The sequence below is a fragment of the Leeuwenhoekiella parthenopeia genome, from assembly GCF_020782115.1.
Classification (GTDB): domain Bacteria; phylum Bacteroidota; class Bacteroidia; order Flavobacteriales; family Flavobacteriaceae; genus Leeuwenhoekiella; species Leeuwenhoekiella parthenopeia.
On record NZ_JAJGMW010000018.1, the window covers coordinates 45,690 to 62,985 of the forward strand.

The 17,296-nt window shown below is 42.7% G+C and carries 16 protein-coding genes; 9 read left to right on the top strand and 7 right to left on the bottom strand.

Features of this window, described 5'->3' with window-relative positions; all coding sequences use genetic code 11:
- Nucleotides 1–200: 200 nt before the first annotated feature.
- Nucleotides 201–1,553, bottom strand: a complete 1,353-nt coding sequence (locus LLW17_RS13365) for an NAD-dependent succinate-semialdehyde dehydrogenase (protein WP_228230792.1) — start codon at nucleotides 1,551–1,553, stop codon at nucleotides 201–203.
- 217 nt (nucleotides 1,554–1,770) lie between these two features.
- Between LLW17_RS13365 and LLW17_RS13370 the strand changes: the two genes are divergently transcribed.
- Complete coding sequence (locus LLW17_RS13370) at nucleotides 1,771–2,178, top strand: glyoxalase (RefSeq protein ID WP_228230793.1); 408 nt, start codon at nucleotides 1,771–1,773, stop codon at nucleotides 2,176–2,178.
- Between the two features lie 61 nt (nucleotides 2,179–2,239).
- Here LLW17_RS13370 and LLW17_RS13375 read toward each other — a convergent pair whose 3' ends face one another.
- The 4 genes from LLW17_RS13375 to LLW17_RS13390 all read right to left on the bottom strand — a co-directional run bounded on the left by LLW17_RS13375 (nucleotide 2,240) and on the right by LLW17_RS13390 (nucleotide 5,717).
- Nucleotides 2,240–2,848 (bottom strand): hypothetical protein, encoded by a 609-nt coding sequence (locus LLW17_RS13375; RefSeq protein ID WP_228230794.1) that lies wholly within the window; start codon nucleotides 2,846–2,848, stop codon nucleotides 2,240–2,242.
- 88 nt (nucleotides 2,849–2,936) lie between these two features.
- Nucleotides 2,937–3,473, bottom strand: a complete 537-nt coding sequence (ybiA, locus tag LLW17_RS13380; RefSeq protein WP_228230795.1) for a riboflavin biosynthesis intermediates N-glycosidase — start codon at nucleotides 3,471–3,473, stop codon at nucleotides 2,937–2,939.
- A 498-nt stretch (nucleotides 3,474–3,971) separates the two neighbouring features.
- Complete coding sequence (ychF, locus tag LLW17_RS13385; RefSeq protein WP_228230796.1) at nucleotides 3,972–5,066, bottom strand: redox-regulated ATPase YchF; 1,095 nt, start codon at nucleotides 5,064–5,066, stop codon at nucleotides 3,972–3,974.
- 300 nt (nucleotides 5,067–5,366) lie between these two features.
- Nucleotides 5,367–5,717 carry a 4Fe-4S dicluster domain-containing protein gene (locus LLW17_RS13390; RefSeq protein WP_228230797.1) on the bottom strand — a complete coding sequence of 117 codons (351 nt, stop codon included), beginning with the start codon at nucleotides 5,715–5,717 and terminating at the stop codon, nucleotides 5,367–5,369.
- A gap of 143 nt (nucleotides 5,718–5,860) precedes the next feature.
- Here LLW17_RS13390 and LLW17_RS13395 point away from each other — a divergent pair, with 143 nt between their 5' ends.
- The 6 genes from LLW17_RS13395 (at nucleotide 5,861) to LLW17_RS13420 (ending at nucleotide 10,977) form a co-directional block, all read left to right on the top strand.
- Nucleotides 5,861–6,919, top strand: coding sequence for an acyl-CoA reductase (locus tag LLW17_RS13395; RefSeq protein ID WP_228230798.1), 1,059 nt, complete (start codon nucleotides 5,861–5,863; stop codon nucleotides 6,917–6,919).
- Nucleotides 6,920–7,103: 184 nt separating this feature from the next.
- Entirely contained in the window at nucleotides 7,104–8,168 is a 1,065-nt protein-coding gene (serC, locus tag LLW17_RS13400) for a 3-phosphoserine/phosphohydroxythreonine transaminase (RefSeq protein ID WP_228230799.1), read from the top strand.
- A 29-nt stretch (nucleotides 8,169–8,197) separates the two neighbouring features.
- Entirely contained in the window at nucleotides 8,198–9,151 is a 954-nt protein-coding gene (locus tag LLW17_RS13405) for a D-2-hydroxyacid dehydrogenase (protein WP_228230800.1), read from the top strand.
- A 118-nt stretch (nucleotides 9,152–9,269) separates the two neighbouring features.
- A complete protein-coding gene (locus LLW17_RS13410) occupies nucleotides 9,270–9,905 on the top strand; it encodes a DUF937 domain-containing protein (RefSeq protein WP_228230801.1) in 636 nt (211 codons plus the stop codon).
- A 90-nt stretch (nucleotides 9,906–9,995) separates the two neighbouring features.
- Nucleotides 9,996–10,427 (top strand): DUF6146 family protein, encoded by a 432-nt coding sequence (locus tag LLW17_RS13415; RefSeq protein ID WP_228230802.1) that lies wholly within the window; start codon nucleotides 9,996–9,998, stop codon nucleotides 10,425–10,427.
- A 37-nt stretch (nucleotides 10,428–10,464) separates the two neighbouring features.
- Entirely contained in the window at nucleotides 10,465–10,977 is a 513-nt protein-coding gene (locus LLW17_RS13420; RefSeq protein WP_228230803.1) for a DUF6787 family protein, read from the top strand.
- 208 nt (nucleotides 10,978–11,185) lie between these two features.
- On the opposite strand, the gene LLW17_RS13425 is transcribed toward LLW17_RS13420, so the two are convergent.
- Together LLW17_RS13425 and LLW17_RS13430 are read right to left on the bottom strand one after the other, a co-directional pair.
- Complete coding sequence (locus tag LLW17_RS13425; protein WP_228230804.1) at nucleotides 11,186–11,698, bottom strand: hypothetical protein; 513 nt, start codon at nucleotides 11,696–11,698, stop codon at nucleotides 11,186–11,188.
- 174 nt (nucleotides 11,699–11,872) lie between these two features.
- Nucleotides 11,873–13,408 (bottom strand): NAD(P)H-hydrate dehydratase, encoded by a 1,536-nt coding sequence (locus LLW17_RS13430; protein WP_228230805.1) that lies wholly within the window; start codon nucleotides 13,406–13,408, stop codon nucleotides 11,873–11,875.
- Nucleotides 13,409–13,798: 390 nt separating this feature from the next.
- Between LLW17_RS13430 and thrA the strand changes: the two genes are divergently transcribed.
- Both thrA and LLW17_RS13440 read left to right on the top strand, forming a co-directional pair.
- Nucleotides 13,799–16,237, top strand: a complete 2,439-nt coding sequence (gene thrA, locus LLW17_RS13435) for a bifunctional aspartate kinase/homoserine dehydrogenase I (protein WP_228230806.1) — start codon at nucleotides 13,799–13,801, stop codon at nucleotides 16,235–16,237.
- A 98-nt stretch (nucleotides 16,238–16,335) separates the two neighbouring features.
- Nucleotides 16,336–17,265 (top strand): homoserine kinase, encoded by a 930-nt coding sequence (locus LLW17_RS13440; protein WP_228230807.1) that lies wholly within the window; start codon nucleotides 16,336–16,338, stop codon nucleotides 17,263–17,265.
- Nucleotides 17,266–17,296: the final 31 nt, after the last annotated feature.

Below are 17,296 nucleotides of genomic sequence, written 5' to 3' on the forward strand. Positions count from 1 at the left end.
GTGGAATCGTTGAATCGTTGAATCGTTGAATCGTTGAATCGTTGAATCGTTGAATCGTAAGAAATGAATTCCTTATTTCTTATTCCTTATTCCTTATTTCTTATTCCTTATTCCTTTTTCCTTATTCTTTGTTCTATATTCTTTGTTCTATATTCTTTAATTCTCCTGAGAAAATAACTCCTCCTTCTACTTTCATATTACTATTTAAAATAAACCGTTTTTTTATTGACAAACTCCTGAATTCCGTCTGCGGAAAGTTCGCGGCCATAACCGGAAATCTTGGTGCCGCCAAAAGGCAAACGCGGATCGCTTTTCACAAGTTCGTTGACAAACACGGCCCCGTCTTCAAATTGAGGAACGAGTTTTTTAGCACGCTTCTTATCTTCAGTAAAAATGGAAACACCCAGACCAAATGCGGATTGATTGACCAGGTCTACCGCTTCTTCTTCGGTTTTAAAAGTCGTGATGCCAATTACCGGACCGAAAGTTTCCTCTTTAAACAGGGACATTTCGGGAGTAACACCGGTAACAACGGTAGGTTCAAAATAGGCTTTATCCCGTTTCCCGCCAATGAGGATTTTAGCTCCGGCTTTAACGCTGGCCTGCAGTTGTTCTTCAAGTTCCTCAGCGAGATCGGGTCGCGCCATCACCCCGATAAAGGTATCTTCCGCCATCGGATCGCCGCTTTTGAGTTCGCGTACGGCTTTAACGTATTTTTCGGTAAATGCTTCGGCAATATCCTCGTGTACAAGCAAACGCTTACCCGCGATACAGCTTTGTCCCGTATTCTGAAAACGCGCCTGTACCGTGGTTTTCAGGGTTTCGTCCAGATCACAATCCTCAAAAACCACCAGAGCATTACTGCCGCCGAGTTCGAGAACCGACTTTTTAATTTCGCTTCCGGCAGTTGCTGCAACAGCGCTACCGGCCGGTTTGCTTCCGGTGAGGGTAACCGCTTTGATTTTGGGATTTTTAATCACGTCGTCGATCTTTGAACTACTTAGGGGCATATGCGTAAAACAACCTTTAGGGAAGCCCGCCCGTTCAAAAACCTTTTGAATATTATCTGCACTGCGCATTACATTACTAGCGTGTTTCAGCACCCCGATATTACCCGCCATTAGAGCCGGAGCCGCAAAGCGAAAGACCTGCCAGAATGGATAATTCCAGGGCATTACCGCAAGCACCACACCTATGGGCGCATAACTCACGTAGCTTTCTAAAGCATCGGTTTTAATGGTTTTGTCTGCCAGGTGACTTTCAGCGTGCTCGGCATAGTATTCACAAACCCAGGCGCATTTCTCAATCTCGGCGACTGACTGGCTGATGGGTTTTCCCATCTCGAGCGTCATGGTTTCAGCATATTCCTGTTTGTTCTTTTTGAGTTCGTCTGCCGCAGCCTGCATCAATTTACTGCGTTCAGTAAACGATGTTTTCCGCCAGGATAAGAACCGCTCGTGTGCTGCATCTATGGCATCTTCGGTTTGTTTTTTAGTGAATTCTTTGGTTTCAAATACAACCTCCTGATTGTAAGGATTTATAGACTGAATCATAGTATTTATGCGAATATTTTCCTTAAAGTTAGCAACCGCAGGCTAAAGCCGGGGGCGGATTAAGAGCACTTTAACGGAACATCCCATCCCGGCCTTCCCTTCAAAAGAAAGCAGATTGAATGTCAAGGAGGTTAGTTTGTTTATAAGTCGTTTACAACTCTTTTGGCATCGTACTTGAAGCGTTTGATATAATTGTAATTTTAGAAAACTTCACTTTATGGAAACCCGGGATACCCAGTTACTTGCGTTAAGACCTTCAATTCCATCGGCTCAGGTAAACGACTCGATGAGCGCTGACGAGCAATTTCAAAACGGTACACTCAGACCGGTGGTTAAATTGCAAAACGACCTGCTTCTGGAAGCTTTTCGCAACTACATCGCCAAGCATAAAAATGTGTTTTACAACCTGACCATTGAGCGCCGTATGAATTACATCGAAAATGCGATTCAGAAAGACATCAAGTTTAGAAACAGTTTAAAGGGAATGGTGATTGGCCAGTTTACGGTTGAGGAATACCGCAGCTACATTCAAAATTCGTCTGCGCTAAACAAACGTATGATGAATCTGGTTAAGGAGCGTATTCAAAATAATATTCAGCTGTTGGAAAAAGAGATGGCGGTGTAAGGGGGTTTTCAGTTGGCAGTCACACTGGGGAGACTTTAAAGAAGGAATTCTATTTGCTAAGCTATCTTTTTCCAAAAAAGTTCATATACTCAAATGATTTCATTAGTGTAGATTCGTATGGTGGGATTTCTAAACCATCCGACTCATTTTTAAAAAGCCACTCTTCCAGCTCTTTCAAGCTTAATGATTTACTTTCGTTGTGCGGGAAATAAAGTAATCTCCCGTCTTTAGTAAAGTAAAGGTTGCTCCTTAAATCTGCAGAATAATAGTTTACCTGCTTTTTATCAAACTTTGCAAGGCTAAAACCACTGGACCATTCCTGATTTTTCACACAACCATACTCATATATCTTTACTTCAATTTGATTGGGAAACTTTAATGGGTATTCATTTGAAATTTGAAATGTCAACTCAGTGGTGTAGCAATCAGGGGCTCCACAATCAGGAGCGTGCAGATCAAAAGGAAGGACAAACTTCAGTTGATCCCCCTCATTTTTAACAAGCCCACCGATGTAATGCTCTTCGATAACTGTCCCGAATAAAAGTGTATCATTTTTGAATTTCAAAAGTTCGCTGCGTAACGAGTCTTGACGCATTTCAAAGCTTTCAACAGAAGATTGACAAAAGCAATTAGTACCTAGAACGCAAAGCAAAAAAACTAAAATTCGCACTTCTTTTATTTTATAAAATGAACAGATTAAAGTATAATCTATTTTAACAATTAGCTCCTAAGTTAAAAACAAAAGCTCAATTAAGGATTTATCCTTTAAGCTGATCCCGTACCTCCATCAAAGCATAACCCAATAAATTTTGACCTTTCCAAAGATTTGGATTCAAAACCCGCTCATCATCTTGAGCTAAACCAATACCCCAAATGGTATCAACCGGACTGGCTTCTATTAAAATGCGGTCGTTCGTATTTATCAAAAAAGTTGAGAGCTCTTTATTTTGAGAAAACTTATGGTAATTACCCCGTACCACAATATCATAGCGCCTGTCTTCCCATACCTGCTGGTCAAAATTACGCACCTGTCTGCCTAATTCTTTTACTTTACCCGGTTTAGTACTGGAAATAATTTGGTTATAGATGTCGTGGTCCTTAAACAATAACGCCTTCTGCGCCATCATAAACTGCTCTGCATTATGATAGGTTACACCCTCGATCTCGAATGAAATTTCATACCACTGACTAAAACAAGACTTGGTGACCGAATCGGATTTCTGATGTCCCCAGAAAAAGAGAAACTTGAGATTCTCACCAGAATCAAAAAGTTTGATAAGTTGGGCGTTATCCATAATTACAAAAAAACTGAATCACTAAATAGTTATAACGAATGAATTAAAACACCCCCAAACAATGCTAGTGCAAAAGCTCCAAAGGTGACTTTTTTCCATTTAACCGGAATCGTTTCACTTTTATAGACCCCGTATAGCCCAAGTGGAGGTACCAATATTAATAAGTATCCTACAATATATCGGTTATACCATTTTTGCTTTGGTTCCATATCGAGCTGTTTAATTTTTCAATTAGTCATAATCTAGGACTTTTCCGGAAAACATTACTCTCGATGATGAAGTAATCTCAAATAATTTTTATTTTCCCTCTATAATTATCACTCGAAACAGGAATCGACAATCAGGAAATAGAAGAAAAAAAACAATTCCACGATTCCACGATTCAACCTTTAAACGGTTAAACATAAAAAAATCCCTCCGGCATTGCTACCAAAGGGATTCTTCAATTTTTATCAATTTCAGTATACTGCCAACTGCGACTTCAGCCTGCAAACTGAATTATACATTAAACAGGAAGTGCATGATATCGCCGTCCTTTACAATGTAATTCTTTCCTTCAACGCCCATTTTACCGGCTTCTTTTACTTTGGCTTCGCTCCCGTATTTTACGTAATCTTCATAGCCAATTACTTCGGCACGAATGAATCCCTTTTCAAAATCGGTATGAATCACTCCGGCAGCCTGTGGCGCGGTAGAACCGATGTTGATGGTCCAGGCACGCACTTCTTTGACACCTGCGGTGAAATAGGTTTGTTGCTTTAGTAATTTATAAGCAGCACGAATGAGCTTTGCCGAACCTGGTTCCTCAAGACCGATGTCCTGTAAGAACATTTGGCGTTCCTCGTAATCGTCGAGTTCGTTTATGTCTGCTTCGGTACCTACCGCAAGCACCAAAACTTCAGCATTTTCATCCTTAACCGCTTCGCGTACCTGCTCTACATAGGCGTTTCCGCTTACGGCAGAACCTTCATCTACATTACACACGTACATTACCGGCTTATCTGTGATAAACTGCAAGGGCTTTACAAAGTCGGCATAATCATCATCTGAAAACTCCAGCGCACGAATCGATTTACCCTGCTCCAGACCCTGCTTGATCCGGGTAAGTACGGCTTCTTCTTTCTGGGCATCTTTGTTTCCGGTTCGCGAAGCTTTCTTAACTTTTTCCAGCTTTTTCTCTACGGTTTCAAGATCTTTAAGCTGCAGCTCGATATCAATAGTTTCTTTATCGCGGATTGGATTTACCTTTCCGTCTACGTGAACAATATTATCGTTATCAAAACAACGCAATACGTGCAGGATGGCATCGGTCTCCCGGATGTTAGCCAAAAACTGGTTTCCCAGACCTTCTCCCTTGCTCGCTCCTTTTACCAGACCGGCAATATCTACAATATCTACCGTAGCCGGAACCACACGCTCGGGTTTAACCAGCTCTTCAAGCTTAGACAAACGCGGATCAGGCACATTTACCACCCCTACGTTAGGCTCAATGGTACAAAACGGAAAGTTTGCACTCTGCGCTTTGGCATTAGACAAACAATTAAAAAGTGTTGATTTACCTACGTTAGGCAATCCTACGATACCTGCTTTCATGTCGCTCGATTTTTGAGGCGCAAATATAGGAAGCTTCGTTAAAACTCAGCCCTATTAATTTAATAAGTGTTTTAAGAGGTTTGAAGTTGGATTTTGAGCAAGCTTTTCAAAGGTTTCGGTACTTCACATCATTGTACAAAATATCCATATAAATCGCTCTCAAATCTTTCCTTTCAGTCAGAGGAGACTATACCCGGTGTTACATATACGAACTCTGCTTAATCCTTTGGTTTTTGCTATGCCTCCAGGCATAAAAAAGCCCGGTAAAACCGGGCTTTCGATATAAATTTCAAATAAATTCTAGTTGTGGTGCATAAAGGCTTGTTTCCCAAGCAACTCTTCTTCGGTCTCCACATGATCTTCATCGGGCACACAGCAATCTACCGGGCAAACCGCGGCACACTGAGGCTCTTCGTGGAAGCCCATGCATTCGGTACACTTATCTGGTGCGATGTAGTAGACCTCATCGCTTATAGGCTCCTGAGCCTCGTCTGCATCGACTTCCTTTCCGTTAGGCAATACAACTTTGCCTTTCAAATCAGTCCCGTCTGCATAACGCCAGTCATCTGCTCCTTCATAAATAGCGGTGTTTGGGCATTCCGGCTCACAAGCTCCGCAGTTGATGCATTCGTCTGTTATTATAATTGCCATAGTATAATCGTTTTCTAATGTGTAATTTTGGCGTCTCAAGACGCATTAAAAACCTGTAAACCTAAAATCCTACTAATTAAATAGACTTTAGCTTTTTCAGGTGTGTAAAATTAAGACCTGAGTAGAACTCTACCAAACCATTTATGGATTTAAAACAAAGAATTACCGCATTCGCAAACCTCGGACAATTTTTAACCGATTTTCTGTCAAAGGACAAAAAAACAGAGCTCAACTTAGCAGATTACAATCTGTTGACCGAAGAATTTGAGGCGGTAATTGATGCGGCTTACCGCGCCAATTCCTGGTTTACGCCAGAGCATATAAGCCTCGCCTTAAGTTCCTGGGCCGATATATTAAAGCAGGAAAACCTGAAGAACTGGCTCGAGCCCTATGCTATAAATACTCAAAATCCCAAAACCGTTGCCGTAATTATGGCCGGCAACCTGCCACTGGTGGGTTTTCATGATTTTGTAAGCGTCTTGCTGAGCGGGCATCATCTTTTAGCCAAACTTTCAAGCGACGATAAGCTACTGATGCCATTTCTGGCGAAAGTCTTAATTCAGCTTGAACCGGCCTTTGCGGAAGCCATAAGCTTTACCGACAAAAAGCTCACCCATCACGATGCGGTGATCGCCACCGGAAGCAACAATTCTGCACGCTATTTTGAGTACTACTTTAAAGACAAGCCCCACATCATCCGCAAAAACCGAAACGCCTTAGCCGTGCTTACCGGTAATGAGACTCACAAGCAACTCGTAGCGCTGGGCAACGATATTTTCAGCTATTTTGGAATGGGTTGCCGCAGTGTTTCCAAACTTTTTGTGCCAAAAGCGTATAACTTCGATGCCTTCTTTAAAGCGATGTACGAGCATAAAGAGGTGATACACCATCACAAATATGCCAACAATTACGATTACAATAAGGCGGTGTATTTAATGAGCCTCTTCCCTATCCTGGACAATGAGTTTATGGTTTTGAAAGAGGACGAAAACTTCTCCTCACCCATCTCGGTAGTCTTTTACGAATACTACGAATCCCAGGATAGCCTAAAAGCCTATTTAAAAGCTAAAACCGAAGAAATACAGTGCGTTGTGGCATCGGGTTTTGACACCGGTGAAATCGCTTTTGGGCAGGCTCAAAAACCCAAACTTCACGATTATGCAGACGGTGTGGATACCGTTGCATTTTTATTAAAAATATAATTGAATTGCCTACATAATTTATTGATTTCTTAAGCTGTTTTGACAAGCTTTTCCACATCTTTGCATGGCTTTTTAAAACGCAGTTGCGTTTGCAGAGATTCCCTTTAAATTCTCACGCATTGTGTGCAAAAAGCAGTAATTTTTCGACCTGAAAACTAATTGGATCAGACCAAATATTCAACCCATGAAAAAACATAATTTCAGTGCCGGCCCAAGTATACTTCCACAGGAAGTTCTGAAGCAGGCCTCTGACGCCGTATTAAATTTTAACAATCTTAATCTTTCCCTTTTGGAAATTTCACACCGCAGCAAGGATTTTGTGGATGTGATGGAAGAAGCCCGCGAACTCGCTCTTGAGCTTATGGGTCTTGAAGGCAAAGGCTATAAAGCCCTTTTCTTACAGGGAGGTGCGAGTATGCAGTTTGTTATGACTGCCTACAATCTTCTAGAAAATAAAGCCGGTTACCTAAACACTGGTACCTGGAGTGATAAAGCCATCAAAGAAGCCAAGCTTTTTGGCGAAGTGGTAGAAGTGGCGAGTTCAAAAGACAAGAACTTCAACTACATTCCTAAAAACTACAGCGTTCCTTCAGATTTAGATTATCTGCACGTAACGACTAACAACACTATTTTTGGTACCCAGCTGAAAGAAATTCCACAAACCGATGTACCTCTTATAGCCGATATGAGTAGTGATATTTTCTCACGTAACATCGACTTTTCAAAATTCGGAATCATTTACGCAGGAGCTCAGAAAAATATGGGACCTGCAGGGACTACTCTTGTGGTGATCAAGGAAGATCTTTTGGGTAAAGTAACCCGCCAGATCCCCAATATGCTCGATTATGCGCAGCACGTTTCTAAAGGAAGTATGTACAACACACCTCCTGTTTTTGCCGTTTACGTTTCCTTATTAACCATGCGTTGGTTAAAAAGCAAAGGCGGTATCAGCGCGATTGAAGAAGAAAACGAGAAAAAAGCCACGCTTATCTATTCCGAAATTGACCTGAACCCACTATTTACCGGTTTTGCAGCTAAAGAAGACCGTTCTTTTATGAACGCGACCTTTAATCTTACCGAAGACAATCTGAAGGAAACCTTCGACGCAATGGTAAAAGAAGCCGGCATCAGTGGTGTTAACGGTCACCGTAGCGTAGGCGGTTATCGTGCTTCTATGTACAACGCACTACCGCTTAAGAGTGTAGGTGTACTGGTAGACGTGATGAGCGAATTAGAGCGCAAAGCCTAAAAACCAACTATTAATTTCAAAATAAAAACATGAAAGTTTTAGCAAATGATGGGATTTCTCAATCTGGCGTAGATGCTCTTGAAGCAGCCGGTTTTGAAGTAATCACCACTAAAGTTGCACAGGAGCAGCTGGTAAATTATATCAATGAGCATAAGGTAGACGCGCTGTTAGTGCGCAGTGCTACTAAAGTGCGCAAAGATCTTATCGACGCGTGCCCGGACCTTAAGTTAATAGGTCGTGGTGGTGTTGGTATGGATAATATTGACGTACAGTACGCTAAAGACAAAGGTCTAAGCGTGATCAATACGCCTGCTTCTTCTTCAGCTTCTGTAGCCGAACTTGTTTTTGCACACTTATATGGTGGGGTGCGTTTCCTATACGATTCGAATCGCAATATGCCTTTGGAGGGCGAGTCTAAGTTTGGTGACCTTAAAAAAGCCTATGCTGACGGTGTTGAGCTTCGCGGAAAGACTTTAGGTGTTATTGGTTTTGGCCGAATTGGTCAGGCGACTGCTAAAGTAGCTTTAGGTGCCGGAATGAAGGTGATCTACTCTGATCCGTATATGGAAAAAGCCGAAGTAAAACTCGATTTCTTCGACGGCCAGGAAGTGACTTTTAAATTTGAGAGCAAATCGAAAGAAGACGTACTTAAGGAAGCCGACTTTATTACCCTACACGTTCCTGCACAAAAAGAATATGTAATTGGCAAAGCCGAATTGGAACTGATGAAAGACGGTGCCGCTCTGGTAAACGCTGCCCGCGGCGGTGTGGTTGATGAGATCGCACTTATCGATGCATTAGACAGCGGTAAACTGGCCTTTGCTGCTTTAGATGTATTTGAAAGCGAACCCAAACCTGAAATTAGAATTCTGATGCATCCTAAAATTTCGTTATCTCCGCACATTGGTGCCGCGACAAACGAAGCTCAGGATCGTATTGGTACCGAACTTGCTGAACAGATCGCTTCGATCTTAAAAGACTAGTTCACAACGTATAAAAGCAAAAAGCCGAATAGTTTTATTCGGCTTTTTTTATGCGCCTCTGTTAATTTTTTAACGATTATAAGTATCTTTAAAAGAGTAACTAAAACCAATCGAAAACATGTCAGGATTATTAGATTTATTAAATAGCGATCTGGGTAAAAAGCTCATCAGTGGAGCCAGCGCAGAAACCGGCGCTTCCGAAAGTAAAACAGCAGACGTACTCAGCATGGCCTTACCCGTATTACTGGGTGCCATGAAAAAAAATGCCTCTACTCAGGAGGGTGCTTCCGGACTTATGGGTGCGCTCAGTAAAAAACACGACGGCAGCATTCTCGACAATCTGGGAAGTATTTTAGGCTGTGGTAGCGTAGACCAGGAGGTGATGCAGGACGGAGCCGGGATTTTAGGTCACGTTTTGGGCGGAAAGCAACCCGTTGTAGAAAATACCCTTAGCCAAAAAACCGGATTGGACGCCGGCACAGTGGCACAAATTTTAAAGATTGCAGCCCCGGTACTTCTGGGTATAATCGGTAAACAGACCAAACAGAACAATGTAAACGACTCAGACGGTCTTACCGGGATTCTGGGCAGTATGCTGGGTGGTCAGCCCCGCGAAAATCAAAGCCTTATTGAAAAACTCATCGATGCTGATGGCGATGGCAGTGTACTGGATGATGTAGCCGATATGGTTCTGGGATCTAACAAAAAGAAAGGCGGCCTGGGCGGTATGCTGGGCGGACTTTTCGGTAAATAAAAAATCTGAATTATTAGAAGCCGCTCCAGTAGCGGCTTTTTTTATACCCGGACTTTAGATCCAATTTTTGTACATTTAAAAGAAAAAGAGATGAGAACGTTTATATACTTCCTTATAACAGCAGCATTTGTGTACGGCTGTGCCAGCACCCAAAATGATAAACAAATGGGCTCTTCAGACCCTGCGGCAACAGCTAATGACACAGTACGTATCGCAAACGACAGTCTGGAGTATGAAATCATAATCATAGAACCCGGTTTTAACACCTTCCTCAATTCTATCGCTCGGCCGGAAGGTTATTATTCGCAATCTTATCTGGAGAACAAAAACCAGTTCCTCGTTATAGAATACAACCAACGGGTACAGCAGCCCTTCCGCTTTGACCCCAATCTCTATCCGCAGCAAATTGATTACAACAGCCAGATTGACTATGGGTATGAAGTGAATTACAAACTCTACAATTACTTTGTGTATTTCAGCCGGCAGTACAATCAGCGGTTTGGAGTTCCCACACGCATTTAGGCAAGGCTATTCGAAGACAGAATAGTATATTTGCCGCGTGAAAAAATTCAAAGAAAACTGGGAGATTACCCAAAACTGGCAACTTATATATCCTGTATTGGGCATCTTGCTCGCTTTGGGGTTTGGTTTACTTATCGCCACTCGTTTTGACGGCTTTTTGGTTGGCAAACCTGTTCAGCAAGGCATTTTTCTGGCCGTTGTTACGTTGGTCCTGACCTACATATTTATTGTAATCAGTCTTTTTTGTTTTAGAAAACTAAAAAACCGCTGGATTTTAGAATACCGCTGGCAGTTTATTGCGGTTTTTATGGTATTTGCAATAACCGGAAGCACTGCAGGCCGCATTTCAAGTCCCGTGATGCAATTTCTGGGATTGGGCAGAGATGCTATTTCAGGTTGGCTCTACTGGCCTCTGCGCATTTTGTTGATTTTCCCCCTCTATCAAATACTCCTGCTCATCGTAGCCTGGATTTTTGGCCAATATAAATTCTTCTACCAGTTTGAAAAGAAAATGCTCAGCCGTATGGGGCTTGGGTTCCTTTTTAAGTGATTTGTGATTCCTTATTTGTTTTACTGTTTTCTGTTTGCCGTTTGGGGTTTTCAGTTTATAGCTCTTAGCTTCAGTTTGCTTTGAGCTTCAAATTTTATGCTTCTTATTTAAAAAACTACAAACCTAATAATGGGAGAATTCTTAATTCAACTTAAGAGAATGCGATTTTGAGAGTCTTATAAATTCTATTATTTATTAATCATTGGTGTTAGTCAACGAAAGCAGTTCCTCCATAACCTATTTCACAATTTCTATTCACATTATCAAGACGCAAGTGTAGAACTCCTTTTTTCGAGGGGATTATTTCGTACTGTAACTCCTTTTCAAAACTACATTCTCCAGTTATCTCGCCTTCAATAAAGACCGTAAGGAAATTATCGTGGTGCATTTTCCAGGTTCCTTTATTTATTTCTAAAATTCCAAGTCCACAAACGTAGCTTTCCGTAAGGTCCGTAAATATTAAATTTCCGTTTTCTTTAAATTGAAATTCGTACAAAATCGATCCCTCAATGGACTCTGAGTCTTCAAGTAGAGTAAGGCTTTCATTTAAGTTTAAGAAAGAAGAATACCAAATTCCAATTATTTCAGGCCTTCCTAGAGTCTCTATACCTACTATAGCATTGGACTCAAATATTGCGGCTTCTTCGATAGAAGTTGAATTCAACCTATGATCACAACCTATCAGCAATACCAGGAATATTAAAATAAGAGCCTTTGTCATGTTAAAAACGTTTTTTAGAAAGTATTTTAAGCTTTATTACTTCAAAAATAAGCCCCTGAAAACCTGCCCACTGCTACTGCCAACTGTATTCCACCATTAACTTTTAACCTTTTACTTCTCACCTCTCACAACTTACTTCACATTCAAACCTCTCCACTGTAATTCAAATTACCATTAACCTTTACCATTTTCCTTCCCGGGTTGTTCAAACAAATCAAGCACTGCCGCTCCAAGGAATTCAATAATTGTCCCGGCGGTTAGCGCTTCGTAGGCAGTATGATTTACAGCAAGGTCTCCTGCTTTTCCGTGTAAATAGGTGCCAAAAATAGCCGCGGTAAGCGGATCGTATCCCTGAGCGATGAGTCCCGTAATTACTCCGGTAAGTACGTCGCCGCTGCCTCCTGTGGCCATTCCGGGATTGCCGGTGTTGTTCACGTAATAGTTACCTTCAAAAACCACGATGGTATGTGCGTCTTTACACACCAAAACACAATTGTATTCCGCAGAAAAAGCTTCGGCCTTCTCCAGTTTTTCAAAATCATCATCCCACTCCCCGATCAGGCGCTCCAATTCTTTAGGATGCGGAGTCAAAACGGAATATTTTGGCAGTAATTTCAGCAAATCACGGTCTTTTGCCAGCATATTCAGCGCATCTGCATCAACAACGAGGGGTGTTTTATTCGACTTTAAAAAGGCTTTGAACGCCTCTTGCGTGGCTTTTTCGGTTCCCAAACCGGGACCAATCCCAATCACATCAGGTTCCAGATCGAACTTCAGTTCTTCTAAATAAGTACCGTCGTGACGATCGGTAACCACCATCACTTCAGGCAGGGCAGTTTGTAAAATGGGTAAGCCCTGTCGCGTGGTATAAGCCGTGGTGAGGCCGGCACCGGCGTGCAGGCAGGCTTTACTGCTCAGGACAGCTGCTCCCATTTTGCCATAGCTTCCGGCGACGATGAGTGCGTGACCGTAAGTTCCCTTATGACTGAATTTCTGCCGCGGTCGGTACATTTGGCGGGCTTCGGTTTTATCGATCAATTGGGCTTTGGTCTTTACCGAATTGAGATAATTTCGGTCTAAACCAATATCGAGCACATCCCAGTTGTTGATGTATTTTCCGCTTTGCGGAAGAAAAAACGCAAGCTTCGGCGTCTGAAAGCTGAGCACCACGGTGGGATGTACCATTGTATCACCGGGAAACTGCCGGTCTACCGCCATCCCGGAAGGCACGTCAATAGACAACACATAAGCGCCGCTGCTATTTATTTTCTGAAACAACTCCTGCACCCAGCCGTCTGCGGGACGGTTTAGACCAATCCCGAAAATGCAATCCACAACCAGATCTTCACGGGCTATTTCCGGGAAATCATCGGCAGATTTGAGGACCTGCGGCCAGTTTTTGGTCTTTCCTTTTAAAGCTTCCAGAGCCTGCAAAAAATCTTTGCTACGCTTGTCGCTATAATTGACCACGTAAGTCGTAACGCTGTAGTTGTGTTCAATGAGGTTACGGGCAATGACGAGACCGTCTCCCCCGTTATTTCCTATTCCGCAAAAGATCTTGATATTAACCCGTTGGCCCTGCAAACGCTGGTGCAAATATTCGAAAGCATAGCCTCCCGCGCGTTCCATCAGGTTAATTGACGGGATTGCTTCGGCTTCTATAGTTGCTTTATCGGCTTCATAAACCTGATCTTTACTCAGTATTTTCATTTATAAGATTTTAGTATGAACAGCTAATCTATTAACTGCCTGCTTCGGGCTTTCCTAGAAAAGTGTGACGGATTAAAAATTTCGTAAGGATAAGCGGCAAGTCTGCATTTAATTACGGATTATTCGGTTTAAATGGATATCCTTGTAAAATCCCTAAAAATGACAGTTTAAGCTTGTGCTTACCCGTAAAAATAATACTTTTGAAACCAACAGTTAAGCACTTATGAAAGCAATTAACACAACGTTTACTTCTACCATCGCGGCCACCGGTCTTGCGATTGCTTTCATTATTATTACCCCTTTGGGGTATCGTAATAACATATAACCTTCTCAACTGCTCGTGTTTACACGAAAAAAACTCATTTTTAAAACCTTTCAAACACAAAAGCCATGCGTGTTTTAAAATTTGGCGGCACTTCTGTAGGAAGCGTCGCAAACATCAATCAAGTCATAAAAATCGTTTCACAGGAAGCTAAAAACGACCGCATCTGTGTGGTTGTGTCTGCAGTAGGCGGCGTAACCGATATGCTTATGCAATGCGGCCTGCAGGCAGCTAAAAAAGAAGATTATAATCCGGTTTTTAAAGAACTTGAAACCAAACATCTTCAGTTTGTGAGCGAACTCGTTCCCAACGACTCGGAAGCTGTTGAAGAAACACAGGGACTTCTCAACGACCTCAACTCGCTACTGAACGGGATTTACCTGATAAACGAATTATCTCCAAAAACGGTAGATAAACTTTTAGCCTACGGCGAAATCCTTTCGTCATCGATCATTGCCCGCGCCATGTATGCGCAAGGTCTGGATGCTGCCCGTAAAGACAGCCGCGATTTGATCACCACAAACGACAAGCACACCAAGGCCGGAGTTAACTATAAAGTAACCAACAGTCAGCTGGACTATTATTTCGCAAAAGCGAAACAGCAAATCACCGTATTACCCGGGTTTATTGCAAGTTCGGCCACCGGTGAGACCACTACCTTAGGACGCGGAGGTTCTGACTTTACGGCAGCCATTGTTGCTGCAGCTCTCGACGTAGATCAGGTTGAGATTTATACAGACGTAAGCGGCATGTACACCGCAAACCCAAAACTCGTAAAACAGGCTAAACCCATCGAAAGCATTTCGTATCACGAGGCGATGGAATTGTCTCATTTTGGGGCTAAAGTCCTCTACCCGCCCACTATTGTGCCGGTAATGAGCAAAAACATCCCCATTCGCATTAAAAACACGATGGCTCCTGAAGATGCCGGAACTTTAATCCACAACAAGGAAGGCATCAGCGACAACCCGATAAAAGGACTCAGCAATATCAACAACATCGCTTTGCTCACGCTTGAAGGCGGCGGAATGGTAGGCATACCCGGAATCAGCAAGCGTCTGTTTGAAACTTTGAGCAATCAGGGCATCAACATCATCCTGATCACGCAGGCCTCAAGCGAGCACAGCATTTGCCTGGGCGTGATGGAAGAAGACGCCGGGAAAGCCAAAAACGCAATTGACGAGGAGTTTCAGTATGAGATTTCACTCAATAAAATTGACCCCTTAAGTCTGGAAATTGGTTTGAGCATCATCGCATTGGTTGGTGACCAGATGAAGAGTCATCAGGGAATCAGCGGGAAGATGTTTAGCACACTAGGCAAAAACAACGTAAACATACGCGCTATTGCACAGGGAGCAAGTGAAAAGAACATCTCTGCGGTTATCGCGCAAAAAGACGTTAAAAAGGCTCTAAACAGCCTTCACGAGCGTTTCTTTGAGGCGCAGCGCAAGCAGCTTAACCTGTTTATCACCGGTGTGGGTAATGTGGGCGAAAAATTGCTCAACCAGATCAACCAGCAACAGGAGTATTTAAAGAAACACCTCAACATCAACCTGCGCGTGCTGGGGCTTAGCAACTCCCGAAAAATGCTTATTGATGAAAACGGAATCGACCTGGACAACTGGAAAGCCCTACTGGAAGCAGGAGAACCTGCTACTCTAGATGGTTTTCACGAGGCCGTGGTTAACCAGAATCAGCGCAACAGTATTTTTGTGGACATTACCGCAAATGCAGATGTGGCCGATATGTACGGCAAATACCTGAAACAAAGTGTGGCTGTGGTGGCCTGCAACAAGATCGCTGCCTCATCTGAATTCAGCAAATACAGTGAACTCAAGCGCCTGAGCAAGGCTTATAACGCTCCGCTGCTGTTTGAAACCAACGTGGGTGCCGGTTTGCCCATTATTGACACGCTAAATAACCTGATCGCTTCGGGTGACCGCGTCAATCGCATTCAGGCTGTGTTGTCCGGTAGTTTGAATTTCGTATTCAACAACTTTAAGTCGGGCGAAAGCTTTCACGATGTGGTGCAGGCTGCAAAAGCCGAAGGATATACCGAACCCGATCCGCGTATCGACCTCAGTGGTGTAGACGTTGCCCGAAAGATTTTGATTTTAGCACGCGAGAGCGGACTCAAAATAAATCTGGAAGATATTGCCAACGAGCCTTTCCTAACCGAAAAAAACCTGAACAGTACTGATGTTCCGCATTTCTTTGAAACGCTTAAGGAAGATGCCGCGCATTTTGAAAAACTGGTTGCCGATGCCGAGGCTAAGAACCACCGCCTGAAATATGTGGCACAACTTGATAATGGCAAAGCCAGCGTAGGATTACAAAGTGTACCGGAAGGTCATCCGTTTTACGATCTGAAAGGATCAGACAACATCGTGTTGTTCTTTACAGACCGATATCCCGAGCAGCCTATGCAGATTAAAGGTGCAGGCGCCGGTGGCGACGTTACCGCATCCGGATTGTTTGCAGACATCATCAGAACAGCTACTTATTAAAATCGGAAAAAACAAAATCAGAAAATACGAAGTTCTGGTAGTAGTACTTAATCATTGCTACGGACTTTAAATTTTGATTTTTCAATCTTGAATTAACAATGAACGAAATACGTGTTTTTTCACCGGCAACGGTAGCCAATGTAAACTGTGGTTTTGATGTTTTGGGTTTTGCGCTGGACGGTCTGGGCGACGAGATGGTTTTAAGAAAGGTTCCGCAAAAAGGAATCACCATCACCAGGATTGAAGGCGCAGACTTGCCTTACGAAGCTAAAGAAAATGTGGTGGGTGTCGCCGGTCTTGCAATGATCGAAGCTTTAGATCTGGATTTTGGTTTTGAAATCGAAATTTACAAAAACATCAGATTGGGAAGCGGTGTGGGCAGCAGTGCCGCAAGTGCCGCCGGAATCGTTTTTGGGATCAATCAATTTTTAGAACGACCACTCACCAATCTTGAACTGACTGCTTTTGGGATGAAAGGCGAAGCGGTTGCCAGTGGTAACGAGCACGCAGACAATGTGGCTCCGTGTATCTATGGTGGCTTTACCTTGATAACCGGTTATGAACCGCTAAAAATTGTTTCGCTTCCGGTGCCCGAAGAATTGTATGTAACAATCATTCACCCGCATATTACGATCAAGACCAAAGAAGCCAGGGCAATTTTACCTAAAGAAGTTTCGCTTCAAAATGCGATCAAACAAACCGGAAATCTGGCCGGATTAATCGCCGGACTTTACGAAGCCGATTACGAATTGATCGGGAGCAGTACGCAGGATTTTCTGGTAGAACCCTACCGCAAAAATCTGATTCCAGATTTTGATTTTTATAAGGAAACTGCCCTAAAAAATGGTGGTTTAGCTTTTGGAATAAGCGGCTCAGGACCTTCAATGTTTACCTTAAGCAAAGGAAAGGAAAACGCTGGTAATGTTGAACTTGCACTTAAAGAATCTTTAAAAATTAAAAATATGAAAAGCGACAGTTATGTTTCTCCGGTTTCTAAACACGGAAACCAAATTTTAAAACAAAACTAATCGCATTATTTTGTTGATTCGGAAAAATTCC

What these genes read in the sequence shown, in the direction of transcription:
- LLW17_RS13365 (WP_228230792.1), bottom strand. Translation starts at nt 1,553, where the DNA reads ATGATTCAGTCTATAAATCCTTACAATCAGGAGGTTGTATTTGAAACC.
- LLW17_RS13370 (WP_228230793.1), top strand. Translation starts at nt 1,771, where the DNA reads ATGGAAACCCGGGATACCCAGTTACTTGCGTTAAGACCTTCAATTCCA.
- ybiA (WP_228230795.1), bottom strand. Translation starts at nt 3,473, where the DNA reads ATGGATAACGCCCAACTTATCAAACTTTTTGATTCTGGTGAGAATCTC.
- ychF (WP_228230796.1), bottom strand. Translation starts at nt 5,066, where the DNA reads ATGAAAGCAGGTATCGTAGGATTGCCTAACGTAGGTAAATCAACACTT.
- LLW17_RS13390 (WP_228230797.1), bottom strand. Translation starts at nt 5,717, where the DNA reads ATGGCAATTATAATAACAGACGAATGCATCAACTGCGGAGCTTGTGAG.
- LLW17_RS13395 (WP_228230798.1), top strand. Translation starts at nt 5,861, where the DNA reads ATGGATTTAAAACAAAGAATTACCGCATTCGCAAACCTCGGACAATTT.
- serC (WP_228230799.1), top strand. Translation starts at nt 7,104, where the DNA reads ATGAAAAAACATAATTTCAGTGCCGGCCCAAGTATACTTCCACAGGAA.
- LLW17_RS13405 (WP_228230800.1), top strand. Translation starts at nt 8,198, where the DNA reads ATGAAAGTTTTAGCAAATGATGGGATTTCTCAATCTGGCGTAGATGCT.
- LLW17_RS13410 (WP_228230801.1), top strand. Translation starts at nt 9,270, where the DNA reads ATGTCAGGATTATTAGATTTATTAAATAGCGATCTGGGTAAAAAGCTC.
- LLW17_RS13415 (WP_228230802.1), top strand. Translation starts at nt 9,996, where the DNA reads ATGAGAACGTTTATATACTTCCTTATAACAGCAGCATTTGTGTACGGC.
- LLW17_RS13425 (WP_228230804.1), bottom strand. Translation starts at nt 11,698, where the DNA reads ATGACAAAGGCTCTTATTTTAATATTCCTGGTATTGCTGATAGGTTGT.
- LLW17_RS13430 (WP_228230805.1), bottom strand. Translation starts at nt 13,408, where the DNA reads ATGAAAATACTGAGTAAAGATCAGGTTTATGAAGCCGATAAAGCAACT.
- thrA (WP_228230806.1), top strand. Translation starts at nt 13,799, where the DNA reads ATGCGTGTTTTAAAATTTGGCGGCACTTCTGTAGGAAGCGTCGCAAAC.
- LLW17_RS13440 (WP_228230807.1), top strand. Translation starts at nt 16,336, where the DNA reads ATGAACGAAATACGTGTTTTTTCACCGGCAACGGTAGCCAATGTAAAC.